The 25809-nt window shown below is 37.8% G+C and carries 19 protein-coding genes and 3 pseudogenes; 4 read left to right on the top strand and 18 right to left on the bottom strand.

Features of this window, described 5'->3' with window-relative positions; translation table 11 throughout:
• Window positions 1–441: 441 nt before the first annotated feature.
• From NSQ84_RS01225 to NSQ84_RS01175, 11 genes are all read right to left on the bottom strand, one after another.
• A complete protein-coding gene (locus tag NSQ84_RS01225) occupies window positions 442–1263 on the bottom strand; it encodes an ABC transporter ATP-binding protein (RefSeq protein ID WP_130157017.1) in 822 nt (273 codons plus the stop codon).
• Between the two features lie 12 nt (window positions 1264–1275).
• Window positions 1276–2043, bottom strand: a complete 768-nt coding sequence (locus NSQ84_RS01220; RefSeq protein WP_339212171.1) for an ABC transporter permease — start codon at window positions 2041–2043, stop codon at window positions 1276–1278.
• 63 nt (window positions 2044–2106) lie between these two features.
• Window positions 2107–3150, bottom strand: a complete 1044-nt coding sequence (locus NSQ84_RS01215) for an ABC transporter substrate-binding protein (RefSeq protein WP_339212170.1) — start codon at window positions 3148–3150, stop codon at window positions 2107–2109.
• A 5-nt stretch (window positions 3151–3155) separates the two neighbouring features.
• On the bottom strand, window positions 3156–3488 hold the full coding sequence (locus NSQ84_RS01210) for a 4Fe-4S binding protein (RefSeq protein WP_063386477.1): 333 nt from the start codon (window positions 3486–3488) through the stop codon (window positions 3156–3158).
• 12 nt (window positions 3489–3500) lie between these two features.
• Window positions 3501–5123 (bottom strand): FAD-binding protein, encoded by a 1623-nt coding sequence (locus NSQ84_RS01205; protein ID WP_339212717.1) that lies wholly within the window; start codon window positions 5121–5123, stop codon window positions 3501–3503.
• Window positions 5124–5524: 401 nt separating this feature from the next.
• Window positions 5525–6649, bottom strand: a complete 1125-nt coding sequence (ssuD, locus tag NSQ84_RS01200; RefSeq protein ID WP_339212169.1) for an FMNH2-dependent alkanesulfonate monooxygenase — start codon at window positions 6647–6649, stop codon at window positions 5525–5527.
• An 899-nt stretch (window positions 6650–7548) separates the two neighbouring features.
• A complete protein-coding gene (locus NSQ84_RS01195) occupies window positions 7549–8190 on the bottom strand; it encodes a LysE family transporter (RefSeq protein ID WP_094244904.1) in 642 nt (213 codons plus the stop codon).
• A gap of 856 nt (window positions 8191–9046) precedes the next feature.
• Window positions 9047–9475, bottom strand: coding sequence for a DUF5391 family protein (locus tag NSQ84_RS01190; protein WP_339212168.1), 429 nt, complete (start codon window positions 9473–9475; stop codon window positions 9047–9049).
• Between the two features lie 582 nt (window positions 9476–10057).
• Window positions 10058–11020, bottom strand: a complete 963-nt coding sequence (locus NSQ84_RS01185) for a sporulation protein (RefSeq protein ID WP_063386548.1) — start codon at window positions 11018–11020, stop codon at window positions 10058–10060.
• A gap of 303 nt (window positions 11021–11323) precedes the next feature.
• On the bottom strand, window positions 11324–12649 hold the full coding sequence (locus NSQ84_RS01180) for a hemolysin family protein (RefSeq protein WP_063386473.1): 1326 nt from the start codon (window positions 12647–12649) through the stop codon (window positions 11324–11326).
• A 106-nt stretch (window positions 12650–12755) separates the two neighbouring features.
• On the bottom strand, window positions 12756–13181 hold the full coding sequence (locus tag NSQ84_RS01175; protein WP_063386472.1) for a MerR family transcriptional regulator: 426 nt from the start codon (window positions 13179–13181) through the stop codon (window positions 12756–12758).
• Between the two features lie 638 nt (window positions 13182–13819).
• Between NSQ84_RS01175 and NSQ84_RS01170 the strand changes: the two are divergent.
• Together NSQ84_RS01170 and NSQ84_RS01165 are read left to right on the top strand one after the other, a co-directional pair.
• A pseudogene (locus tag NSQ84_RS01170) lies at window positions 13820–14658 on the top strand (IS66 family transposase); the annotation flags it as partial.
• Between the two features lie 306 nt (window positions 14659–14964).
• Window positions 14965–15438 (top strand): annotated as a pseudogene (locus NSQ84_RS01165) (transposase); the annotation flags it as partial.
• A gap of 316 nt (window positions 15439–15754) precedes the next feature.
• Here the strand turns inward: NSQ84_RS01165 and NSQ84_RS01160 are convergent.
• From NSQ84_RS01160 to NSQ84_RS01135, 6 genes are all read right to left on the bottom strand, one after another.
• Window positions 15755–16486 (bottom strand): GntR family transcriptional regulator, encoded by a 732-nt coding sequence (locus NSQ84_RS01160; protein WP_311066757.1) that lies wholly within the window; start codon window positions 16484–16486, stop codon window positions 15755–15757.
• Window positions 16487–16509: 23 nt separating this feature from the next.
• On the bottom strand, window positions 16510–17235 hold the full coding sequence (gene nagB / locus NSQ84_RS01155; protein WP_311066756.1) for a glucosamine-6-phosphate deaminase: 726 nt from the start codon (window positions 17233–17235) through the stop codon (window positions 16510–16512).
• A gap of 5 nt (window positions 17236–17240) precedes the next feature.
• A complete protein-coding gene (gene nagA, locus NSQ84_RS01150) occupies window positions 17241–18428 on the bottom strand; it encodes an N-acetylglucosamine-6-phosphate deacetylase (protein WP_339193877.1) in 1188 nt (395 codons plus the stop codon).
• A 49-nt stretch (window positions 18429–18477) separates the two neighbouring features.
• Entirely contained in the window at window positions 18478–19386 is a 909-nt protein-coding gene (gene murQ / locus NSQ84_RS01145) for an N-acetylmuramic acid 6-phosphate etherase (protein ID WP_327847848.1), read from the bottom strand.
• A gap of 2 nt (window positions 19387–19388) precedes the next feature.
• Window positions 19389–20456, bottom strand: a complete 1068-nt coding sequence (locus tag NSQ84_RS01140; RefSeq protein ID WP_327847849.1) for a MupG family TIM beta-alpha barrel fold protein — start codon at window positions 20454–20456, stop codon at window positions 19389–19391.
• Window positions 20457–20551: 95 nt separating this feature from the next.
• Window positions 20552–21925, bottom strand: a complete 1374-nt coding sequence (locus tag NSQ84_RS01135) for a PTS transporter subunit EIIC (protein ID WP_327847850.1) — start codon at window positions 21923–21925, stop codon at window positions 20552–20554.
• A 276-nt stretch (window positions 21926–22201) separates the two neighbouring features.
• Here NSQ84_RS01135 and NSQ84_RS01130 point away from each other — a divergent pair.
• Both NSQ84_RS01130 and NSQ84_RS01125 read left to right on the top strand, forming a co-directional pair.
• A pseudogene (locus NSQ84_RS01130) lies at window positions 22202–22357 on the top strand (HPr kinase/phosphorylase); the annotation flags it as partial.
• Window positions 22358–22681: 324 nt separating this feature from the next.
• Complete coding sequence (locus tag NSQ84_RS01125; protein ID WP_339212167.1) at window positions 22682–23089, top strand: hypothetical protein; 408 nt, start codon at window positions 22682–22684, stop codon at window positions 23087–23089.
• Between the two features lie 761 nt (window positions 23090–23850).
• On the opposite strand, the gene NSQ84_RS01120 is transcribed toward NSQ84_RS01125, so the two are convergent.
• Window positions 23851–25686 (bottom strand): APC family permease, encoded by a 1836-nt coding sequence (locus NSQ84_RS01120; RefSeq protein ID WP_063386470.1) that lies wholly within the window; start codon window positions 25684–25686, stop codon window positions 23851–23853.
• Window positions 25687–25809: the final 123 nt, after the last annotated feature.

Here is a 25809-nt window from a genome sequence, read left to right as displayed (position 1 = left end):
ATTTAAATTTTCAAAATCTTTAATGAGATTTTAAAACCAATTAAACCTATCTGTCAAGTTACTTTTATGAAATTTTTTTCTTGTATTTCTATCATAATTGCTTTTATTGATCCGATTTTTCATCAGCATCAACTTTTTATAGTCTTTGTACAAATAATAATAAATAAAGATAGATTAGGAATGAATGTTTCAATCCAACTTGAACGAAGACACTGTATATTCACCTTTTAAGATATGTAAAAAAGGCACTTAGTATGTAAACCAAGTGCCTCCAGTGTTCTGGTCGGAAATCTAATTATTCATATGCGAATAAATTAACATGCCAACTTTTTGTTGTCAAGATTATTATATTTTTATAGTTTAATATGTCGTTGTATCTGCATAAGACGATAGAGGATTTCTATTTTCATGCAAAAGCAATAAGCTTTTTGCAGAAGGAACCTATCCCTCTAATGAAATTTTTTCTTGTGATTTATTCAACGAAACATTTGTGTCAAAAAATAAATTTAAAATCTTTTCACGTATTTTTACAAAATCACGGCTATTTCTGTCTCGCGGTCTTGATAAATAAACTGGAATCGTCTTTTGGATGCGGCCTGGTTTTTTGGACATGACAATCACCCTGTCACCTAATAACACAGCTTCATCAATATCATGAGTCACTAAAATCATAGTAACATTGGCCTGTTCTCGTATTCTTAAAATTTCATATTGCATTTGAATCCGGGTCAGTGCATCCAGCGCCCCAAAAGGTTCATCGAGCAAAATAATGCTGGGCTTTTTTACTAATGTACGCGCCAATGCAACCCGCTGAGACATACCGCCTGAAAGCTCTCCGGGCCTTGCTTTTTCGAATCCCTTTAATCCGACTAATTCAATATATTCATTCACTAGTTTTTCACGTTCAGATGCAGGCACTTTTTCAAGACCAAAGGCTATATTTTGCTTAACAGTCATCCAAGGAAACAGCCGATGATCCTGAAAAACCATGCCTATGTCGGCTCTTATACCTTTTATATTTTGATTATCAATGGCAATCGTTCCTTCAAAAGAGCTGTCAAGACCAGCAATTATTCGCAATAACGTACTTTTTCCGCATCCGCTGGATCCAACAATGGTCAAAAATTCGCCTTCTTGAACCTCTAAATTGATATCATCTAATACGTTTAACGTATTCTTTCCTTGATTAAATGATTTTGACAAATTAGTAATCTTTATTTTCGGTTTCGCTACCTGAAACTGAACGTTTTCCTTTATTGGCATGTAAGCAACCTCCTAAGATTTAATGCCTGCTTGCCAAGACAGGATGCGCTGCTGGATAAACTTAACAACAGCATCCATTGCGACTCCAATTATCCCAATCATGATCATTCCAATGATCATGGCATCGGGCTGGGAAAGCTCCCGGCCTTGTGTGATTCGGTAACCGAGTCCTGAATCGGAAGCAATCAATTCCGCAGCGACCACAGCCATCCAAGCCGCTCCTAATCCCAATCTAAGCCCAACAAATATAGAAGGCAATGCAGCAGGAAAAATCACGTTAAATAACGTTCTTCTTTTGCTTACTCCCATCAGTTTTGACACTTCCAGAAATCCTTTAGGCACTCCTTCGATTCCTTGAATTGTATTTAACAGGATGGGGAAAAAGGCGCTTTTAAAAATAATAATGACTTTAGAAGTTTCACCGATACCAAACCAAAGAATAATGATCGGGATCCAGGCTAATGGCGGAATTACTCTGATCGCATTCAGAATTCCAGCAAAAAATTGATCGACTCTAGCAAATAAACCCATTAATACCCCGAATAGCAGACCAAAGAAAACCGCTAAGGAAAAGCCTTGCAGCATTCTTTTGACACTTGCCCATGAATCCTGCAAAAGGGTTCCATCCTCTATAAATTGAACGATTGTGTGGATAACCGTTTTCGGAGCTGGAATTAGGTATGGGGCAATCAATTCACGTTCCGTCAAATAAATCCAAAGAAAAACAAGCAGGAGCGGCAAAACAACCGGCAAAATATAATGATCATACGTTTTTTTCATATCTAACCACCTCAGTTGCATAAACAGGATAGAAGGCTTTTAAGACAAAGCCTTCTACAAAAGCTACTGATCTTTTAGCATCCAATCTTTTATGGCAAAATCATTTTTAATCAATCCTTGTTTTACTAAAAACTTTTTCGTTCCTTCCAATAATTCCAACCCCTCTTTCGGGAAGTTCTCTTCTCGAATATTGTTAAGAGGGAGGCTTTCCTTCACAACATCTAAGTCCTGTTTGGTCACTTCAGCCACATATTGATAAAATTCTTCTTGATGTTCTTTTAAATCTTTTACTGCCCTTTCACGGGTATCTGTCCATACTGATAAAAACTCCGGATTCTGTTCTAAAAATTTTTCTGACGCAATGGTGACAGATGTTCCGGTTAAATGCGGTGTCGTTTTACTTGCTTGGTGAAGCAAAGGAAAACCAAGTTTTACATGTTTTGGACCCATATATGTTGGAAATGCATATGCTTGAATATCGCCGCGCTCCAAAGCAGCAGCTGCTTCTGGCGGAAGTAAATGAACAATTTTTACATCTTCAAGCAGATTATTTTCTTCCAATAGACCTGTTAAATAGCGAAACATATAAGATCCATTTGATGTTGCAACTGTTTTTCCTTTTAATTCCTCCAAGGAAGATACTCCATTTTTCTTATTAGTAACTAACCAAATATCTTGAAAAATATTAGCAAATCCTATTAATCTTGTTTTTTGTCCTGAGCTTCTCGCCAATAAAGCAGGTGTATCACCTAAAATTCCTACATCAATTTCTCCTGAAGCCATTGCTTCGTTTAGGTTAGGGCCGTTAGGAAAAGAAAAATATTCAATATTTGTAATTCCAATTTTCTTTAATTCTTCCTGCAAAAATCCTTTATTAAGCGCCCACCCTTCAGCTCCTGAAACGGCAGGTTTGTCCTTGTCTTTGTTTCCGGTTGAGTTAATATATCCGAGCCTTAATGTTTTTCCTTTCTCCTCAACCCCTGCATTAGAATGATTCTCCGTTTCCGCATTTTTGTTTGTAGAAGTATTATTGGAACTGCACGCTGTTAAAAGTGCAAAAATTGCTATAAAGAATATGAAGGATTTTTTCTTTGATGATTTTCCCATTCTAGTCACACTCCGCTAGGCAAATAAAATTTATAAGCTGGGTCTTGGGCAGCGACCGGTTTTTGTCCCTTCTGCCATCCCATGTTTGTTCGATAACTTCCTACTAAACCTGTTGTTAATAATTCCTGCTCAGAAATTTCTACGGCCTCATCAGCGTTTGGAGCTACATAAAGTGCATCAACAGGGCAATACAATTCACACATATAACACGTTTGGCAATCATCCTGCCTTGATATAACGGGTACCTCTCCCTTTCTTTTTTCAAACACGTTAGTGGGGCAAATATTGACACAAAGATTGCATTTTACACATCGTTCCTCAAGCAGAACCTGTATCAATTTTCTTCCTCCTTATACAGTCTGGAAATTATGAGTATCAGCAGTCACTTTTATTTCGTCTAAACCGCTCGTGATCAGACGATGCTGCTGGTTTTCATCAATTTTAGGAAAATCAAGCCGTTTATGCATGCCTCGAGTTTCTTTTCGCTCTAGTGCTGCTGTGTACATCCAACGGGAGGTGGCTAACATTGCGGCTGCTTCCCGAACCCTTACGATGTTTCCTTTATTTTCCTTCAGACTTGTTTTTGCTTCATGCCATATTGAATGAAGCCGCTGCAAGGAGGCGGATAACTTTTCTTCTGTTCTAAACAAATTAATATCAAAAGGCATCACTTCCGCTTGAACATGCCGAATCACCTCATTTGCATCAAGGCCATTATGACTTGTGCGCTGTTCGTTTATTCCAATGACATGTTTTCTTGACAAGGTTCTATCCAGATTATTTCGATTAAAGGAAAGGGCATACTTCGCTGCTGCTTCCCCGGACCAATAGCCAGAGGAAATGGCCCATGCCGCATTGTAGCTTCCCCCTCCTGTAAATCCGCCGCAAATCAACTCTCTAGTCGCAGCATCACCTGCGGCAAATAATCCGGGAACTGATGTTGCACAAGTTTCATCAATAATCCGGATGCCGCCGGTGCCCCTTACTGTCCCTTCTAACCGTAATGTCACTTCAAAGCGATCCTCAAAAGGATTAATGCCCATTCGATCGAATTGAAGGAAGAAATTCGGTTGGGCAATTCTCATCCACTTTTGTAGCTCACGGTTATCCTTCGCCTTATCCAGCTGTGCAAACACTTTTTTTCCTTGCTGCAATGTTTTGGCAATGATCGAACGCCCTTTATGTGAACCCGCCCCTTCAATAATGGTTCCATCTTCATAAGTGAAAGAAGCCCATTGATAAAAAGCCGTTTTTGTAATGGAAGAAAATTTTGGAGTAATGGCATATGCATTGGAAAATTCCATGCCTGAAAACTCAGCACCAGCTTCTGAGGCCAATAAGTACCCATCACCAGTTAATACATTGCATCCTAACGCCTTGCTTAAAAAGGCGCATCCGCCTGATGCGATAACGATAGAACTGGCTTGAACAGACCAGGTTTCTCCAGTTTGTGTATTGACGCCCGCAGCTCCGGCTACTCCATTGCTGTCATACAAAAGCTCCAGCGCAGGGCTGTGATCTAAAATTTTTACCTTCGATTTCACCAATTTTCTTCTCATCAATCTCATATATTCAGGTCCTTGAAGGCTTCTCTTATGTACTACGCCATTTTCATCTACTGGAAAAGGATATCCCCACTCAGCAAGCTGATTGACACTTTCATATGTTTGTTGTAGTACCCTTTTCATCCATTTCCGTTCAGAAAGAAACCCTCCTAAGGCTTCACGGCTTCTCATCGCTTCTTCTCTTTTCTCTTTATCAGGCGGTATATACCATACTCCATTGCCTGAAGGAGCCGTCGCCCCGCTAGTGCCGCAATAACCTTTATCCACCAAGATAACCGTTGCCCCGTTCTTTTTGGCTGATAATGCAGCCCAAGCGCCGGCAGGCCCTCCGCCTATAACAAGAACATCTGCTTTAAAACTTACATCATATATTTGATTGATTAATTTTTCAGAATGATTGAATGCCATTTTATCCATCCCCTTTTCATCATTTAAAATCGTTTTTACTTTTTTAAACTGAAATTCCCATAAAAAATGAAAAGAGACTTCCATAAAATGAAGGAAGTCTCCAGTCGTCTGGTCAACTCATACTAAATCCCGTAATTTTCACTAATTGATCCACTTTGGAGCTGCTGTTTTCTGTAAAGCCAAACCTTTCCTTGCTGATGAGCTGCCCGCTTTCATACTGTCTTATTTCAAATTAAACATATTTATTTACTTTGGTTTTAACCAAAAAGAGCCGCTGTCCTCTATGTGACAGATGAAAATCTTTCTGCATCATCCTATAAGAGACATGATGGTTATCACCAATTAAAATCAAGCATTTTCACAATCCTCTTGTTGTCACCTCAAATTGTTTAATGAACCTGTTATTTCGCAACAGCCGATTTGATATCTCCTCCGAATGGGCTAAGGAATGTCTTCTGATGAGAAGTATCCTTTTTATCAATTGGAAGTTTCGGGAATAATAATTCCGCTGTTCTATAGGCTTCTTCTAAATGCGGATAGCCTGAAAGAATAAAGGTCTCAATGCCTAAATCAGCGTATTCTTTCATACGGGCAGCAACCGTATCAGGATCTCCTACTAGCGCCGTGCCTGCACCGGTCCGTACCAATCCAACACCGGCCCAAAGATTTGGACTCACTTCTAATCTTGTACAATCACCTTCATGCAAACTCGTCATTAAGCGCTGGCCTTCAGAATCCATCCGCTTAAATACTTTCAACGCCTGCGCAATAGTTTCCTCATCCACATGTTCAATGAGCTTATTGGCAGCTTCCCATGCTTCCTCTTCTGTTGGACGGACAATGACGTGCAGCCGGATGCCGAATTTTACTGTTCTTCCTTGGGCAGCAGCGTATGCCCGCATTTTATTGATTTTTTTCTCCACTTGTGCCGGTGGTTCTCCCCATGTTAAATAGACATCGATATGCTTTGCCGCCACCTTCATCGCAGCAGGTGAAGATCCTCCAAAATATAGCGGCGGATATGGTTTTTGAACTGTCGGGTATGGCAATTGCCCACCTCGAATTTGTAAATAGTCTCCTTCTAAATCAACTTCTTCTTCTGTAAATAATTGACGCCAAATGGTTAAAAATTCATCTGTTAACTCATATCGTTCATCGTGATCTAAAAACACACCTTCTCCTGCAAGCTCGACCGGATCTCCGCCAGCCACCACATTAATTAATAACCGACCGTCAGAAAATCGATCCAATGTCGCCGACATGCGTGCTGCAAAGCTCGGTGACATTAATCCTGGCCGCACCGCTACAAGATACTTTAAATTTTTTGTTACGGGTGCAAGCGTTGAAGCGACAATAAAGCCTTCTTCACATGTTTTTCCTGTTGGAATTAACACGCCGCTATAGCCTAAATCATCGACAGCCTGTGCAATTTGTCTGCAATAGTTATAGGTTGCAGGACGTGAACCTTCTTGATAATTTAATTGACGAAAGTCGCCATTTGTGGGAATAAACCAAAAGATTTCCATTTATAATTCCTCCTTGAATATGGACGATTAAATATGTCTTGAGGTGCTTAAAATAAAAAAGGAGACTCCCTTAAAAATGAAAGGAAGTCTCCAGTGGTCTGGTGGACTAATGATTGTCATCACTTCATCAGCTTGCTATTGGACTTTATCATGTATCCATGCAAGATATGCTCAGATTTCCAATCAGTGATTATTTTGCTTCTTTTGCTGGTATGCTCTAAGGTTAAAGAATCGCCCAATTGATAAACAAATAAATCCAGATAGCTTTGTAAATTCGCTGTTCGACATGAATGAGATATTCCATTTCAAAGGGAGCGGAACGTCTGAATGTATTTCCGAAAATTACGCAACCGAAACATAGTATTCCTAGTTGATTACTAGATATTATATAGCTTGGATTTTTGTTTTGTCAATAACCAATACGTGTTTTTTTAATGTTGCACAAGCAAAACGCAACAAGCCGAATAATCAATACGTGTTTTTTAAGGGAGAAAATGCACTTCTCCAAAAATACTTGGCGAATCGTATTAAAGTTTGTTTTGCCGGAAGCAATGTATGAGACTCAAAGAGTTAAACACTTATGACTCTTTCTCAATTGTTCAACTTGATCCTTTCATCGCTTCAGGAGATTCTCCTGTGTTTCTATTGCTCTTCCTTGAGCTAATGGGAAATAGAGCTACTGCCGTATCACCGATTTTTTAGATTCAAGTGTTAATGATGTTTTATCGAATGAAACTGAAATTCCTTTATGATTCACCGTTTCATTACCACGAGGAAAGCGTATTTTTCAAATAAAAATATCGTTCCGTGATAGAAGGAAGGACTAAAATTGAAGATGCAGTTTTTTCAATTTCGATCCAATTCGAACCTGTTACACTAATGTCATTATTTATTTGCACCTACCAAAACGGATAGTTCGCTTGTAATGTTATGAGAAATTTATAGAGAAAAGTACAACCGAAACCAAACAACAAAATTCCGGCAATAATCGAAACAGTCATTATTGCTTTTTTATTCATTGCTTTTCGTGTAACCGAAATGATAGTAAGAAGTATAATGTCATGTACCAATATTCCTGATAAGATTCCTAATGCAGTAATAAAAAAATCAGCTGTATTCGCTTGAGAAAATGAATCTGTCAACACTACACCAAAAATTGATATCCAAAAAATTAAATTACTTGGCGAGATTGCAACAAATATACCATTTCGATATGTTTTTCCAATCGATTTATAAGTTGGTTCGCCAATCATTGTCATATCGTGATTTGCATTTTTTATCGAATCATAGGCTAAATAAAATAAAAAAACAGCGCCCAGCAGCCATAATGGAATTTGTATTAAAGGGGCCGATAATAGGGGAGCCAACCCTAAATAAATGGCAATAATTAAAAGAAAATCAACTGTCATCCCGCCTAACCCCACCGCCCAACCATGTAAAAAACCATGTTTAATCCCTTGTTTAGTCATTTCAATTGTGATGGTTCCTATCGGTAAAGCAATCGTTAACCCCATTAAAAAGTATTTCAAATATATTTCCATTTATATAGCCTCCTAACTTATTTTGAAAATAATTTTTTGTTTATAAGGAACAGTTTTTAAAAAATAAATATGTCAGGCAGGACAAATGGAAAAGTTAACCTTTTTATTGTAATGATACTGACTCGGTAACGTCAATAATTTTGTATAATGCAAGATAAATAAAGTACCTCTGATGGAAATTTAGAATAGAGGGCTGTTTTCTTCACACAATGCGGCTAAATTTTAAGTCTCCTGTATGGCCTTTTTGCAATAATGGTTCATTGCAACATTTACCAAACATTTGCTGAAAGACTTCCTTTGCTTCGGTACTCCTCTCTACTTTTGCTCTGCCCATTTTTCATGAAAGTCTTATATCATCAAATATACAACTTTTCCCCACGATTTCTAAACTGCTCAAATGCCCATCGATTTCAACTATTTCCGAATTTCTTTCGATCGCATTGGTCGTATAATGCACATTCCGACCCCTGCTTGAAAAGTCCATAATATTCAAGTCGTTCCACGATTGCACCTTTCTCGGGAACTTACTTGACCAGTTGGTTCAAAGAAAAATGAAAGAAATAGCAGTTCCTAAAACGTAGGAAGAAAGATGTGATTTTTTTACATTCGACTCAAAGTCGAAGTAAAAAAATGTTCAGACACATCAAGGGTGATCTGCAGATGATCCTTGCAGGAGGGCGAGTTTGGAATTGTGGCAATAGTTCACAGCATCCTGAAAATATGGGTCCGCATTTTCAACTCAGACAAGAATCGAAAAATTACAAAAGCCAGCGGAGAAAAACAACTATTTTTCTCTACTGGCTTCATTTTAGAATTTATCGGACCGTTCCTGTACTTCTCATTTGCATAATAAGGCCTATTGAAGAATTGTGTTTTTGCTTTTATTACTAGTTGAAAAGGTAATAAAAATCCAAATTATACTTGACATAATATATAAAACGGAAAGACATAATAAAGCATATAATATCATACTAGTTGTAGAAGTAAATATAAATAAAATAGTAGTAAATATAACAGCCATCCCTATTAGAAGACCTAAGCCACAGAGTGCAGCCATTACATACTTAAATGCATCAACCCCTAAACTGTAAATAATTAAAGGGATTGCATAAGATATAAGAATGAGAACTATAGACATCCACATACCGATGTCTCCAAATTGATTGACATTAGGTCCTGAATTAGATATTGGAGAAAGTGAAGCCAATACAATGATTGAACAAAGAATGGTTGCTGAAATTGCGCTTACAATAATAATTTTAAGTTTTTTATTCTTATTATCCAAAATGAACATTCCTTTTTAGTTTTATGTAGTCATTTTCCCTTAGCTAATTGATAAAATGCTAAAAATTAAAAAACAAAATGTTTAATGCCCCTTGTTCTAGTTGAACAATAGAGCTCAACTATAAATTGTCGTCAGCACCTATGTCTTAGTAAAAATCCATTGTATCCTCGAAGAAGAAGCATATCGTTTCGTAATTTTTATAAGGGAGTATAACATTCGATGTTTTACTGATAACGTTTATTCAAAACTTTCCTAAATTTTTATCATTTTTATTTGCATTTCATGCTTTGCTATGATTATCTCATTAAAATAAAACACAGTCTTTTAGAGTTATTTCCATTTTACTCCATGACATATGTTTTTTAAACAAAAGTTTAGATACTAATAAAATTCATGTTAATGTTGTTATTTATGTTCTTAATGAAAATTAAGTTTGTTTATAAATATCAAACAAATATTGAACCGTAAATAAAAAAGAATCCATTTGGAAAAAAGCTTGATCAAATGGATTCTTCCATCAAACATAAAATTGTTTTTTTTTAAAAGAATAATCATTCTTCTGACCGTTAATACGCTTTTTTATTAGTTTTCATCAAAAAAATCACCAAAATCCATGCCAGCTAAATCAAAATTCTCTTCGTCCAAACCTATGGCCTCTGCCGCATCTTCTAACATTTCATCTACACCGAGGTTATCCATTAGTTCATTTAATACCATACCACCTAAAACACCCATCGCCAATCCTCCAACCATGCTTCCAATGCCGCTTGCCATACTGCCTTTATGATGAGGCTGATAGGTAGGATAGGTAAAAGGTTGTTTATACAATTCCGGTTGCTGGACTGCTTCTGCAATATATTTTTCGAACGAGGACACCAGCTTGTCTTCGTTCTCTACTATTTCTTTAGTCAAAACAAATTCTCGTTTCGCTTCGATTTTTCCATAGCCAGATCGACATTCCACTTCCATCCAAACTTTGACTCCTTCTTCTACATAAGCAAAACGAATTTCTAATTCATGAACTTTGTCTGCGAATAACTGTGTCGGAAAAAATTCAAATTCTTGGCCATATTGATCGAGCTTTCCTGAAGTAGATTTTTCTCGGAAGCCTAAACGGGAAAGAGCATGAAAAATGGATTGGATCTCTTTCGATGCTCCAATGGTGATATAATCAATATCTGTCCGATCTACGCCTCCCTCAATATCAAGATGGGTATCAAAATAATAAGATACAGGGCCTCTAGATAAAGGCAAGGCTTGCGGAATTCGATAATTAAATGGGATGCGTTTTTCTTCTTTTTTTGAAATTACAAATGATCCGTTTAAAGGAATCCTCTCAACCTCCCGTGAAACAGACTGGCCATTCTTTGCTCTAACAGTCATCATGAATTGAACTGCCAACTGGTTGATCTGTTGATCTACTTCGCCTCCCTTAATGACAACTTCTCCTTGTACTACTTCACCAATCTGATAAGGACGATTTTCGAATTGTAAATCTACTGTCGCTGCTCCCTTGCCGAATTTCGCTAAAAATTTTTTAAGCATTTTTGAAATTCTCCCTCCATTTATTTAAAAATTTTTCTTTCTAAGGAACGACATCCCATTCCACTTATTTTAAATTTTAATGATACTGATTCGCTTGAGATATGCGACCATTAGAAGGAGTGAACTCAATTTAGAGAGCTTCGTTTAAATGAGTTTGGCGGATGACAGATTTTTATTTTCGCCGCAACTATAAGCACGTTTTGGGGATTACAGTATTCCCCTGTGGGTTGAAATATCGAAACCTTTTGGCAGACTTTTTTGTATTCTACTAGCGGGGGATCTTGTCGCCAATTCTTATTATGATTAATCTTCTACTAGAACTGGCGAGCCTTTATCAATTTTAGTAATCTCAATCGTTTTAATATGGTTCCCGGCCATTTCCACTACGTGAAAGGTGTACGGTCCAAATTCAATACTTTCCCCTTGTTTAATATCATAACGCTCAGTTAACATCCATCCGCCAAGTGTATCTACATCCGTTTCTTCAATTTTCAACCCTAACCAATCATTTATCTCGCTAATTAAGATGCGGCCATCAACTAAGGCTCGATCATGATTTATTTGTTGGATGATGGGTTTTTTATCTTCATCAAATTCATCTTGAATCTCACCGACAATTTCTTCAAGAATATCTTCAACTGTGACCAAACCGGATGTACCGCCATATTCATCATATAAAATCGCCATGTGTATTCGTTCTTTTTGCATTTTCAGCAACAGATCATGGATTGGAATGGATTCAATGACTTGAATAATTGGACGGACAAAATCATCTATGGATTTTTCGGTATTTAAGCTATCGTAAGAGGAGATTTCTGTAAATACCTCTTTGATGTTGATAAGGCCAATAACATGATCTTTATCTCCGTCAATTACCGGATATCTTGTAAATTTTTCTTTTTTGACGATTTCCAAGTTTTCTTTAATGGTTTTATTTTTATCAAGTGCAACAATTTCTGTTCGGGGAACCATGATTTCTTTTGCGATCCGGTCATCAAAAGTGAAGATGTTATTCACATATTTGTATTCCGTTTGGTTAATCTCGCCGCTTTTGTAGCTTTCAGATAAAATAAGCCGCAGTTCTTCCTCTGAGTGTGCAAGCTCATGTTCGGAAGCTGGTTTTAAGCCAAATAAACGGATAATGCCCCTTGCAGAACCGTTTAATGCCCAAATAAATGGATACATGATTTTATAAAACAAAACTAAGGGTCTTGCTGTTAATAATGTAATAGCTTCTGCCTTTTGAATGGCTACCGTTTTCGGAGCCAATTCTCCAATCACGACATGTAAAAATGTAATCGCAGCGAAAGCAATTCCAAATGACAGTATATTAGACACATATGGGGAAAAATCCATTTTTTCAAAAACGGGGTGAAGAAGATGCTCAACAGTCGGTTCTCCTAGCCAGCCTAAACCTAATGCTGTTATGGTGATTCCAAGCTGGCACGCTGATAAATATTCGTCCAAATTGGAAATGATTTTTTTAGCTACAACAGCATTTTTATTTCCTTCCGAGATAAGCTGATCAATTCTTGAAGATCGGACTTTTACAATGGCGAATTCAGAAGCGACGAAAAATGCTGTGAAACCAATTAATACAGCAACCATAAATAAATTAAATATTTCCAAACTACGGCCGTTCCCCTAGAAAAAGGAACGACTTACACCTCCTAATAACGAAATGTCAACAGTAATTATGCTTTTTTCACTATTCCCTTGTATAGATCTCTCTTTATCATCCTAAAAACATGATTAATGATTGTAATAATGCCATCGTCTGTGGAGACAATTGATTCGAAATCTTTTTCTTACATTCATCATCCAATTTGCCTAAAAGATCATGAATTTCTTTAATTTCATCCTCCAATAATTTCATATGTTCAGCAATTGTTTTGGCTTGTTTAAGAATAAGTTCTTCCTCTGCTGCTGTTTTTTTTCTATGCAACTCTAGCCTCTCTTTTATCATGTCTAATGAATAATTCAGTTTTTTGTAATGGTCAATTAATTTTAAATCCTCAAGAGCAGATGAATCATAATATCGATAATTCGATTTGGACCGTTCTGCTTTAAGCAAGCCTAGTTTTGTATAATAATCGATTGTTCTTTTAGAAACATTTGCTATACTTGCTAGTTCACCAATTTTATAGACGACCCCATCCATCTATACCCCCTTTTTACCCTTCTAATAAGATCATATTATAATCAAACTGTACAGTCAAACGTTATACTTTGACCTTCACAAAATTGTAAATTTTTATACAATTATTCTTCTGATCAGACTTACATTACACAAAATTCTTGAAGGTACCCTGGAAAGCGTCTATTCTCTTTTCTGTTGTTTTTATTCTTGATCCATTGTTCTCAATAGTGAAAGAAATATCTAATCTTTAGTTTTCTCTTTTATTGCTTAGAAGAATTAAATAGTCCTGTACTGGATTTTTGGTCAAACCAAAACAGAAGTAAAAGAAAATGCTGACTTAGCAATAAGATCTTCCATAAATGAAATAGAACAAGATGCGAAAAACAAGATTAAAAATTTAATTGATCCTATATTTTTGGATTATATCCTTTACCTCACCATAAAATTGTTTTTTAATCCCCAGACTCCCTTAATACTTTCCACTCTTTGATTACTTCTCCCACCTCATTTATTTCATTTAGCATTTGCTTAACCCTACGTAAGCGGAAATCTTGGGCAGACTCAACGACTTCCTCAATAAATGCCTTTGTTTTTGGCATTTTGTCCAACTTTTTTCTAATAATGATCTCTCTCCAATCAAATATCCCACCTTTCCAGAGGATGAGACAACCTTGCAGGTCCTGTCTGAACCGGATCGGCCAGCAACGTCGACTTCCTACATATAGCTTTATCGTACCGGTCGCGGGGATACACCTATCGTCTTATACGATTACCAGCAAACCCGTTCAGGCAAGCACCCACGCATTTTTTTTGACGGCTTCCGGGGATATTTGCATGTGGACGGGTATGCGGGTTATAACGTCCTCCCCGATGTGAAATTGGTCGGGTGCTGGGCCCATGCCCGCCGCAAATTCACAGAAGCCCTGCAGGTACTGCCTGAATCGGCGAGCACTTCCACCGTCAAAGCAAAGGAAGGTCTGGCCTATTGCAATAAACTTTTTGAAATTGAGCGCAAGCTTAAAAGATGCAAGTCCAGAGGAGCGCTATCAAGCACGGCTGGAGCACAGCAAACTCGTGCTTGAGGCTTTTTTGTCATGGCTTAAAGAGCAAATGCCGCGCGTACTGCCAAAAAGCGCACTTGGCAAAGCGATCAAGTATTGTCGTACCCAATGGGAGCGGTTGGAGACATTTTTAGAGGACGGCCATTTGGAGATCGATAATAATCGCGGGGAACGGTCAATTAAACCTTTTGTGATCGGTCGCAAAAACTGGCTCTTCAGTAATACGTCAAAAGGAGCAAGGTCCAGTACGATCATCTATATAGTGTTGTGGAGACAGCCAAGGAAAATTGGAGCGAGTTGGATTCATTCAACTACCTTGCTACCTGTTTCAAGAGCTTACCAATATAGATACGACAGATAAAACAAAATTAGCTGAATTCCTGCCATGGTCACCGACGCTTCCGCAGGAATGCCGTGTTCCTAAAAAATCTAAATAAAGCATACATGAAATCCCCATCTGAATACAGGTGGGGATTACTTTACGCATGAATTGGTAAGCGGGAAATTAAAACGAAACATACTAAGATTAGTAGCACAGACCATGGCCGTGGTCTGTGCTACTATTTTTTTATAGTAGAAGTGGAGAATAGGGCGTGACAGCCCCAGAACCTTGAGTTCGTAGTGAAAAACTGGCCTACTTCACTGCCCTTATAAGAATCAGTTTCAGTATGTTGGATCCTAGAGATCGTGTATAAGAAAAGGGAATCGATAAGGTGAAGTGAAGACTTCTACATACTTTAGCTATTTTGAGAAAACGTGAGGAACTGATTCAGCAGATGGTTGTTCTTTCAGAAGAACGAAATGAATATCAAATCTTAATCAGTATTCCTGGTATAGGGAAAAATACAGCCGTTCGTTTAATTGGAGAAATAGGCGACATGACACGCTTCGAAAATCATAAGCAACTCAATGCCCATGCAGGAATTGATATAAGGCGTTTTCAATCAGGCACATTGTTTTACAAAGATAAAATCAATAAGCGTGGCAACAGTCATCTGCGCAAAATCCTTTATTTTACGATTCAAAATATGATCCGCCAACGACGCTTTGGACACAATCATTTTGTAGAATACTACGACAAATTAAAAACGCAACCCTATAACAAAAGTCATAAAGTTGCGTCCATCGCATGTGTGAATAAGTTATTGAAGTGCCTCTTCCACCTTATTACACACAATTTAACGTACAATTACGAAATCGCTTCAGTATCTTCGTAATTGTGTAGGAAAAGTATAACATAATGGGCCTAGCGAAAAAAGGCAAAAATCGCTAGGTCTATTTGGTATGCGAAAATCTTTTTTTGGCGGAGGGGGTACCCCTTCCACCAAAAAAAGATTCATTATCTCAAATAACTATTGATAAACCTCTTGACTAATCGTAAGAAGGGGGTGTCTAATAAGTCGATTTTCCGGCTTATAGACGCCCCTTTAATGTTTTAGAAACGCTGATATATCAATACTTATGATGTTTCTTTCAGTGGATTTTGACATTCTGGACAGCCCCTTAATCATTGAGAAAATTTTGATTTTGATATTAAAACCTTTGCCTTTTTAAAGTATGCACAAATTTATACCGATCCGCCCGGTATGCTGATTTTACAAATTCGAATGGCGTCCCGTCATGAAGATAAGAGGTTCGTAATATTAACAATATCGGCGATCCTTTTTCGATTTGCAAATGCTTTATCTCTGACTCCTTGGCAATTGATGCTTCAATTTGCTGGAATGCCTCGCTGATCACCAGGTTTAATTTTTCTTCGATATAACTGTAAAGGGATTGATGGATAATTTCTTCCGTAAGCCCTTTTACTAGATTGGCCGGAACATAAGTAGTTTCTAAGGCCATCGGAACGTCATCCGCAAGACGGACCCGTTTGATTTCATATACGGGAGCGTTTTTCTTTAGCTTTAAATGGCTGGCTGTTTCCAAGCCGGCCGGAATCACTTCAAAGGATAATAACTTGCTGCTTGGTTTCATTCCACGTTCGAGCATATCTTCTGTAAAACTGGTCAGACCATGGAGCCGCTGTTCCACCTTTTGTTTGCTAACGAATGTTCCACGGCCTTTTTGTCTGTACAAATACCCTTCGTTTACAAGATTGTTGATGGCCTGGCGGACTGTCATCCGGCTGATTTGATAGCGCTCCGCGTATTCCCGTTCTGAAGGAATTGCTTGATCCGGCTGCAGTTCACCATTTTCAATCTGTTTTTTTATAAATTCTTCCAGCTGATAATATATCGGAATTGGTGATGATTTATCAATCATTGAAAACTCTCCTTGTTGTGAAGCTAAACCAATTGCAATGCATCTTTGTCCGCAATGATTGTCACATTGTTATGAAGCTTTAGTAAGGATGCCGGGAAATCTTCATTTACTTCGCCATTTACTAGTCTTGCAATTGCTTCTGCTTTTGATGTGCCTGATGCTAGTAAAATAATTTCCTTGCTTTCCATGATCGTTGCAATTCCCATTGTGATCGCATGAGCAGGCACGTCTTCTATAGAAGGAAAAAATCGAGCATTTGCTTTTCGTGTACTTTCAGTTAGTGCTACGACATGAGTGCGGCTTTTAAACGAAGTCCCCGGTTCATTGAAGCCGATGTGACCGTTATGGCCGATTCCCAAAAGCTGAACGTCCACACCGCCAAGTTTTTGAACGACGCTCTCAAATCGTGAACATTCGAGTTGAAGATCTTTCGCCATCCCGTCCGGAATGTAAGTCTGTTCATGCGGGATATCAATATGGTTGAACAATTGTTCACACATGAAATAATGATAGCTGTTTGGATCGTTTCGGTCGATTCCGCTGTATTCATCAAGATTGACGGTTGTGACTTGTTTATAAGTTGTTCCGTTCGTTTTGTGGTCTTCAATTAATTTTTTATAAACGCCTATAGGAGTGCTCCCGGTCGCAAGTCCAAGTGTTATTTTTGGATTGATCCTTACCTTTTCAATGATTTTTCTTGCAGCCATATGGCTCATTTCATCATAATTTTCAGCTTTTATAATATTCATTTTACTCAGTTCTCTCCTCCCTTTTTATATGCTAATTTTCCGCGGCAGAAAGTCGTAAACACTTCATTGTTTTCATCAAGAATGACGATATCAGCGTCTTTTCCGGGTGCCAAGCTTCCTTTACGGTCATAGACACCCATTTGTTTCGCCGGGTTTACGCTTGCCAGCTGAATAGCTTCTAAAAGTGAAATCCCTGTGAATTGTATCATATTTTGAATCGAATCTTTCATTTTTAAAATGCTTCCGGCGAGGGTTCCGTTTTCTAACAGTGCTTTCCCATCTTTTACGGTCACATCCTGGCCTCCGAGGTCATATGTTCCATTTTTTAAACACTTCGCCCTCATAGAATCTGTAATTAAAATCATTCGGTCTGTTCCTTTTGTCTGCAAAGAAAGTTGAATCATTTCAGGACAGACATGAATTCCGTCTGCAATGATTTCGACCATCAATTGTTTCAGTAGAAGAGCTGCTCCTGCGATTCCGGGCTCGCGATGATGCAGTCCTCTCATTCCGTTAAATAAATGGGTGACATGTTTCGCGCCGGCATCCACAGCCTTTACTGTTTCTTCGTATGTCGCATCCGAATGGCCGATTGAGGCAACGACTCCGGATTGATCCAGATAACGGACAAACTCCAAGCCGTTTTCTTGTTCAGGTGCCATCGTTACAAGTTTTATCCCGTTTTCAGCCAACTCTTGCCATCGTTTAAAAAGGTCAATATCCGGCGCGAGTATATGCTCGACAGGCTGAGCTCCGGCCCGTTTTTCATTGATAAACGGCCCTTCAAGATGAATGCCGAGAATTTCAGCTTCTCCGGCTTCATTATGATGTTTCCGGTAATTTGCAACGTTTTTTAAGGCATCTTCAATGCTCTTTATTTCCTGTGTAATGGTTGTTGCTAAAAAGCTTGTCGTTCCTTCAGCCGGAAGAATGCCCGACATCGTTGATAATGCTTCTGTCGTTGCGTCCATCGTATCTGCTCCACCCGCTCCGTGAATATGAAGATCGATAAAACCGGGAACTGAAATGTATTCTTCTGGCAATTCAATAACCTGTATATCTTTGCTCAGACTGGGAAGGCTGTCTAAATTACCAATATCAATAATTTTGTTACCTTCTATATAGATAAAGCCTTTATTTATGATCTCTTTTTCTAGTGCCACTTTTCCGTTTTTTAAAAGAAGTCGGTTCATAGACTTCATCTCCATTCTTTTGCAGATCTATAGATGGTTAGTAATGAATTTATTTTAAAGAATAAAATCCCTCAATTGCATTCCGCAAATAACCGGAATGCTTTTCTAATAGGTTTATGACATCGTTTCCTTTTAAGCCAGTTACAATTTGTAAAATAGCTGCTTTTGTATTGTAGTTTTGTTCAGCTAGAGCCTTTTTAACTTCCTCTGAATCCGCACCGGTAGCCATTTTAACAATATTTTCAGCCCTTTTAAACAACTTTTCATTCTTCATTTGGACATCAACCATTAAATTACTGTATACTTTTCCCATCTTAATCATAGAAGCTGTTGAAAGCATATTAAGAACAAGTTTTTGTGCTGTTCCGGCTTTCATTCTTGTAGAGCCTGTTATGACTTCAGGACCAACAATCGGGGCAATCGTATATTTTGAGATTTTTTCCATTTTTGAGTCCCTTGTACAAACAACAGAAACAGTTAAGGCTCCTACTTCATTTGCATATTGCAATGCTCCTATTGTATATGGGGTGCGGCCGCTTGCAGCAATTCCAACAACTACATCTTTTTGAGTTAAATGTAAATTCCTTAAGTCATTACTACCTTGCTCCAAATCATCTTCCGCTCCTTCGATGGCTTCGGTTATTGCTTTTTTCCCTCCGGCAATCATTGCGATGACCATATTCGGATCCGTTCCATAAGTAGGAGGGCACTCAGATGCATCAAGGATTCCAATTCTACCTGAGGTTCCGGCCCCAACATAAATTAACCGTCCTCCTTTTTTAAAGGAATCAATAATCAGATCAACGACTTTCGCAATGACTGGAATTTCTCTTGCGATGGCATTTGGAACAAGTGTGTCTTCCTGGTTAATTACAGAAATGATTTCTTCGGTAGACATCAAGTCAATATCCATTGTTTTCGGATTACGTTGTTCCGTGTTTAATTTTGAAATATTCATATTCAATCCCTCACCATAAATTGAAATTTTCCTCCGGCTTTTATGAATGATAGAAGGGGGAGATCCTCTTCGATAACATGTCCAATTACATTTACACGATCATCTTTTGGCAAATCATGAATGGTAATTTGCAGTTCTCCTGCATAGCGTCCATATAATTGATTATCAATGGTAATCGTTCCTCTCTTCCGCTCCATCTGATTTGATGGTGCAATAAGTACAGTACCTTTTTGAGCATAGGAACGGGATTCAACTGAACGAATTACATCCCTGGCTGGATCCATTCGATTTGTATGGATCTGGTTAAATAATTGCTTCTCGATTCGGTCATTAATAGGCTTCATTCTTAATGGAATCATACCGTTTCCGATAATTGATAAGCGATTTAGAGTATCATTTGTAACAGAAAGATCGCCAATTAGAACCTTGTCTGTATCGTATGAATGGAATAATTCAGCTGCAGCAGTAACAGGTGATGCGGTCCTGTGCTTTTCCAAGGTCGGCAATCCGGCATAGACAGGTCCCCGCATCTCTTTATCTCCCGGGATAAAGGCTACTGTTGTGAAACCTTTCGATTTTAAAAACCGGTTTCTGTTCATGAGAAAGTTAGTGTCTAATCCAGTTTCTGGACGGGGGTAAAAATTGTGCCACGCTTCGACATTCTTAACGATAAGCCCTTTGTTTATCAAGATGTCAATTTCCGTCTCTGATACGGTGCTTGCATTAATACCGACTTTCATTTTTTTCGAAAGCTCAACAATCTCCTCGGATGTAAATCCATAATCAACACGGATTCCCGTCAGTCCCCATTGAACCAATTCATCCAACGACTGAAAATCCAGACCGAGATAGCCTAGAGATTTCGGGGAAACGTCTGCGAAAAGCTCCATGTTAAACTTTTTCGCCAAGCTTCCTAAATCTTTGAGAAGATATAGGTAAGTGTTTGGATCATCCTCAGGAATATGAAGGGATGTAAAAATAGAACGCAATCCCAGAGATGCTGCTTTTTCAATCCATTGAACGTTCTGTATTGTCCGTTCTTCACTTAAATAAATGGAGATTCCGATCATATGATCACCTCATTATAGTCAGAATTTTACGAAAATGAATCAATACGGAAAGAAGGAGGAATTATGTATCCTCCTTCAAAAAATAAGTTTATCAGCTAGATATTTTTCGCCATTTCTTCTTTAAATCCAAATATCCAGGTAAAAATAAATCCGAAGAAATAAGCAACGAGTAATCCTAACAGATAAAGAATAATTTGATCCGTGTGTACAAGGAAAGCTAACGGAATTCCCGAGACTCCAATTGCGATGGTGGCAATTTTAAAGAATGCCTGAAATGCCCCGCCGACGGCTGCCCCGAGACAAGCTGTTAAGAATGGGCGTCCGAGAGGCAGGGTTACACCGAAAATTAAAGGTTCGCCGATTCCAAGAATTCCAACTGGAAGACCCCCTTTAATTACTTTTTTCAAACGTTCATTTTTCGTTTTAAAGTAAATTGCAAATGCGGCACCAACTTGGCCGGCTCCGCCCATGGCAAGTATCGGGAGTAGAGGGTCATCTCCGATTGTATTGATCAATTCCATATGAACTGGAGTTAGACCCTGATGCAAACCTGTTACAACAAGAGGAAGGAATGTTCCGGCGAGAATAAGCCCTGCAATTATTCCTCCCATATCAATAAGCCCTAAAAGCCCTTTTGTAATCAAGTCAGATATAAAGCCGCCGATAGGCTGCAGGACGATCAGTGTTACGATACCGGTAATGAGTAAAGCTAGAGTCGGCGTGACAATGATATCTACAGCTGAAGGGACAAATTTGCGGATCCGCTTTTCGAGAAACGCGATAAATGCAGCTGCAAGCATGACTCCAATTAAACCGCCTCTTCCCGGCACCAGTTCTTCTCCGAATAATGTAATGTTGGCAAGTCCAGGGTTAATGATTAAAATACCTGCCGCACCGCCAAGAGCAGGAGATCCTCCAAATTCTTTTGCAGTATTAATTCCCACAAAGACACCGAGGTAATTAAATAATCCCCATCCGATAAAGTTTAGTATCTGAATAAGGATTGATTCAGGATCTGCACCTGAACGGACAATTACATTTGTTATTCCAGCAATAAGACCAGAAGCAACAATTGCAGGAATTAATGGAATAAAAATACTGGCAATTCTTCGTAAAAATAACTTGAAAGGAGTTGCGTTTTTCTCTTTCAATTCAGCTTTTGTTTTGGCTGCCAATCCTTCAAAGGGATTATTGTTTTCATCGTCAATGTTCCTTATATTTTGACCTGTTAAGTCTGAAACCTCATTCGCAACCTTAGTGACAATTCCGGGTCCAAGAATAATTTGTAATGTTTCTGCTTCAACTACGCCCATGACACCATCAACATTTTTTAACCCATTGAGGTTTACCTTTTCGTAATCAATAGGTTTAACTCGGAGACGAGTCATGCAGGAAGCAAGATCAGCAATATTTTCCGTTCCACCTAACTGTTCTATAATTTCTTTGGCCAAACGCTCTTCTTTATGCACAGCTTTTCCCCCTTATTGTAAGGATAATCATTTAAACAATATGAATCCGTTTACAATTTCATGTTATCAGCTATTAGTATAGTTGTCTAGACCATTCCAAAAATATTTATCTATCAAACTAGAGCAAAAAGCATTCTAACAATTGGATACTGTATATAACGCAATGAGCAGTAAAAACGAAAAGGCACTGTGTTTTGATGAAAATTTGGTTCAGAGTGAAAAATGCTAAAATAAAAAATGATATATTGGATTGCTGTGATAAAGGAGGTTAAAAGGTTGCCAAAGGTACGAACGAGAGACATAATTGAAAAGTTTCAATTAGAGCTCATCAGCGGAGAAGAGGTGATTAACCGCCCGATCACGACGAGTAATATTTCTCGCCCCGGAATTGAAATGGCCGGGTATTTTGATTATTATCCAGCAGAGAGAGTCGGTGCAGTTCGCAGCCATAAGCGAATTTCCCTTGTCAATTCCTCATGACTTTTTTTGAACATGAACAAAATATTGATTGGAGAAAGAAAGTTGTTTAATCACTTCAAATTCTGGAAATTCTAGTGATATAGAAAGCACTTACGAAACCTCCTTATGTTTGTGTGGTAGCTAACATTATTGCCAGGTTTTCGTAAGTGTTTTCTTCTTTTTTGCCAAAATCACAAAAAGTGGTGATGAATTATACTTATCTTCGGGATATATATTTTTAAAATTTACTAGATTGACAATTACTATGAAATAATATAAAGGAGTAGAATCAAAAAAATGATAATTAGTAGAGAACTAAAATCTAATTCACTTGAAATTTGGAAAATTGAAATACCCGACATAGAAAGTCCAAATTTTTTGATTATTGAAGATAAAAAGAGGCCAAGTACATTGAAGGACTATTCTTGGCTTAGTGAAACAGATAAGCAATTTTTTGAGCCGAGAGAAAACTATATAAAGGTTCAATTTATTTCAAATAAAAATATAGAGGAATTAAACATAGAACATAGTGAAATAGCAGCGTTAACCGAAAATTTATTAGGTCATGTAGCACAAGCATATTGTAGTTGGAACTTAGATTTTTTATTTAACATGAATCCAGATGATTATATTCGAGAGGTATTAGAAACATATGGGATTGATAGAGCTGATATTTCAAAATTTAAATATCTTTCCCAGGACTAAAAACCAATTTTAATGGGTTATTTCAATGTTCTTTGGCTTCATCACTTCATTACCTTTGTAAATTGGAGAACCCGATACTTGGATATATTGGGGTTTATTGAAAAAAATAATGACGAAAATAAAATTACAGATGAACAATTACAGACTTTGATAAAAGCAGAAGAAATAAAGAGTCCTATCTTTTACGGAAACGAAGAGAATCAATAGACTTTATTGTATCGAAAAAGAAAATATGGTTAACGATCATGTCATGGAAAGATAAGGTTCTTGGGCTAATCGTTCAGCATTTTTGGGATCCGAAAAATACACCAACTTAAACTTTTTAAAAGGGCTTTCCATCATGTTTCAGTTGTGATTTCGGCTTTGGCTGTTCTATCTTCTTCAATTTATTATAACTCATCAGCAAAGATGATATGATTACTTACAATTACATTTTGTATGTGACTAACTATTTAAGTCAGAAGACATAAAAAGTTCCCTTCTAGCTAGATAAAATTTGGTTGGCGAGCCAAAATACTAGGAGGGGCTTTTTTATACCTCGCTTAAAGCTTTCCGAAAACCATACACCGCTGTGCGTATGGTTTTCATTTAATTAATGATCAAAACTGTTATTAAGAGCCGCATTATTAATATCCGCATACAGAATCGATTCGGATAGATGTACGTATGAAAAAAAGAGGATATATGCTCTTGAAATTCGAACATATATCCTCGGATTCATATACACTTACAACGCCTAAGCAAGTGCCAAAAGCCAGATGTTATTCTTTTAAATGGTACGGAAGCGTTGCAATGACGATGTCTTTTTTCAGGATCAAAAAGAATCTTAAAAAGATCGCTGTTTGGTTATGAAGTAAAGTATGCCACCATTTTTTCACAATAAATTGCGGCATTAAAATAGTTATGGTTGCTCCTTTTGTTTCTTTTTCTACTTTATTAATGTAATCCAATAATGGAGAAAGGATTGTCCGATAAGGTGAATAAATAATTTTCAGCTCGATATCTGGATACAACTTATACCATTTGTCGCGTATTTTCTGTTCTTCTTCTTCGGCAAAAACAATTGTAATGGCTGTAATATCGTCTGAAATACTTTTTGCATATTGTACAGATTGATCAACGACTTTACTAATGCCTGAAATCGGGATGATCACCTTCGGAGTCACAATTTCTTTTGTTTCAGTCCGATCACTTTTATCCAATTTTAATTGCTGAGCTAATGTTTCATAATGAGCATGAATTTTGTTAAACAAGACAACGATCAATGGAATGGCTACAATCACTAACCATGCACCGTGTGTAAATTTCGCTATAACGGTAATGATCGTTACTAATCCTGTAGCAATTGTTCCAGTGATAATGATCGACAATGTGGCCATATTGCTTTTCGATTTTTCTTTCCATATTTTTTTAATCATACCGTATTGACCGATCGTAAAGGAAAGAAATACTCCGACTGCATACAGCGGGATCAGAGAATGTGTTTTACCATGGAATATGATAATTAAAATGATCGCTAAAATACTCAAGAGAATAATTCCATTGGAAAACACCAAACGATCTCCGCGCGCTGCTAAACTTCTCGGCAAATAACGGTCAGTAGCTATAATCGAAACAAGCTGCGGAAATCCGGCAAAACTTGTATTCGCAGCTAATACTAAAATTAACATGGTGATCATCTGAAAAATATAAAATAATATGCTATTGCCAAAGACGTGACTTCCAATTTGAGAAATGACAGTCTTATGTTCGGCTGGAGTCACTCCGAAGCCTGCACTTAAAATTGTAATACCTAGAAACATGATGCCTAACAGTAAAGACATCCATCCCATTGTAATTGCAGCATTTTTGGAACTGTTAGGTCTAAACGATGGCACACCGTTGCTAATGGCTTCCACTCCTGTCATTGCTGAACAACCGGATGAAAAAGCCCTTAATAAAATAAACACTCCGTATCCACTAGCGAAGAAATGTTCAGGTGTAGCGTGATTTGCATAATTAAAACCATGCCATCCTTCATTATATAATTTCCATCCTCCTGCAATAATGAGAACTAGTACTGAAATAATAAATAAATAGGTTGGATAGGCAAATACAGTGGCTGATTCGGTAATTCCCCGCAAATTTAAAATCATGAGCAATAATACAAGAGCGACGGCTATTTCCACTTTCCAAGTAAGCAATGCTGGAAAAGCAGAAGTAAGAGCCGCAACGGCTGAGCTAATACTAACCGCAACCGTAAGAACATAATCAATCATTAATGCTGCGCCTGCTACTAGGCTTGTGGTGGTATTGATGTGGTCTCTTGCCACTACATAAGCTCCGCCTCCTGATGGGAAGGCATAAATGATTTGTCTATAGGATAAAGTCACAATGACTAAAAGCCCTACAATCGCCAAAGCTATGGGTAAGGAATAAAAAAACACACTGGTTCCTAATATCATCAATACTAATAATATTTCTTCTGTTGCATACGCTACGGAAGACAATGCATCCGAAGAAAATACTGCCAATGCTTTCCATTTTGGTAATTTTTCATGTTTCAATCGTTTCGTTTCCATTGGCGAACCGATGAATAACCGTTTCAAATAAGCCATTTTCAAGACTCCTTCTTTCTTAAAAGTATTAGGCTTTCTCCTCTCTTATAGCTTGATGAACTGTATGGACTTTTATGTGCATCTTCATAAACATAAAAAACCACTGAGGATGTACTCAGTGGC

This window comes from Aeribacillus sp. FSL K6-3256 (genome assembly GCF_037965805.1).
In the GTDB taxonomy this organism is placed as follows: domain Bacteria; phylum Bacillota; class Bacilli; order Bacillales; family Aeribacillaceae; genus Aeribacillus; species Aeribacillus composti.
Note: the sequence above shows the minus strand (reverse complement) of the source record. Positions and strands in the feature narration are given on the sequence as shown.

Excerpts from the sequence above, each read along its gene's own strand:
- nagB (WP_311066756.1), bottom strand. The coding sequence starts at position 17,235 with ATGAATATTATAAAAGCTGAAAATTATGATGAAATGAGCCATATGGCT.
- NSQ84_RS01220 (WP_339212171.1), bottom strand. The coding sequence starts at position 2,043 with ATGAAAAAAACGTATGATCATTATATTTTGCCGGTTGTTTTGCCGCTC.
- NSQ84_RS01225 (WP_130157017.1), bottom strand. The coding sequence starts at position 1,263 with ATGCCAATAAAGGAAAACGTTCAGTTTCAGGTAGCGAAACCGAAAATA.
- NSQ84_RS01175 (WP_063386472.1), bottom strand. The coding sequence starts at position 13,181 with ATGGATGGGGTCGTCTATAAAATTGGTGAACTAGCAAGTATAGCAAAT.
- nagA (WP_339193877.1), bottom strand. The coding sequence starts at position 18,428 with ATGAACCGACTTCTTTTAAAAAACGGAAAAGTGGCACTAGAAAAAGAG.
- NSQ84_RS01125 (WP_339212167.1), top strand. The coding sequence starts at position 22,682 with ATGATAATTAGTAGAGAACTAAAATCTAATTCACTTGAAATTTGGAAA.
- NSQ84_RS01215 (WP_339212170.1), bottom strand. The coding sequence starts at position 3,150 with ATGGGAAAATCATCAAAGAAAAAATCCTTCATATTCTTTATAGCAATT.
- ssuD (WP_339212169.1), bottom strand. The coding sequence starts at position 6,649 with ATGGAAATCTTTTGGTTTATTCCCACAAATGGCGACTTTCGTCAATTA.
- NSQ84_RS01195 (WP_094244904.1), bottom strand. The coding sequence starts at position 8,190 with ATGGAAATATATTTGAAATACTTTTTAATGGGGTTAACGATTGCTTTA.
- NSQ84_RS01185 (WP_063386548.1), bottom strand. The coding sequence starts at position 11,020 with ATGCTTAAAAAATTTTTAGCGAAATTCGGCAAGGGAGCAGCGACAGTA.
- NSQ84_RS01205 (WP_339212717.1), bottom strand. The coding sequence starts at position 5,123 with ATGGCATTCAATCATTCTGAAAAATTAATCAATCAAATATATGATGTA.
- murQ (WP_327847848.1), bottom strand. The coding sequence starts at position 19,386 with ATGAATATTTCAAAATTAAACACGGAACAACGTAATCCGAAAACAATG.
- NSQ84_RS01120 (WP_063386470.1), bottom strand. The coding sequence starts at position 25,686 with ATGGCTTATTTGAAACGGTTATTCATCGGTTCGCCAATGGAAACGAAA.
- NSQ84_RS01160 (WP_311066757.1), bottom strand. The coding sequence starts at position 16,486 with ATGATTGATAAATCATCACCAATTCCGATATATTATCAGCTGGAAGAA.
- NSQ84_RS01140 (WP_327847849.1), bottom strand. The coding sequence starts at position 20,456 with ATGATCGGAATCTCCATTTATTTAAGTGAAGAACGGACAATACAGAAC.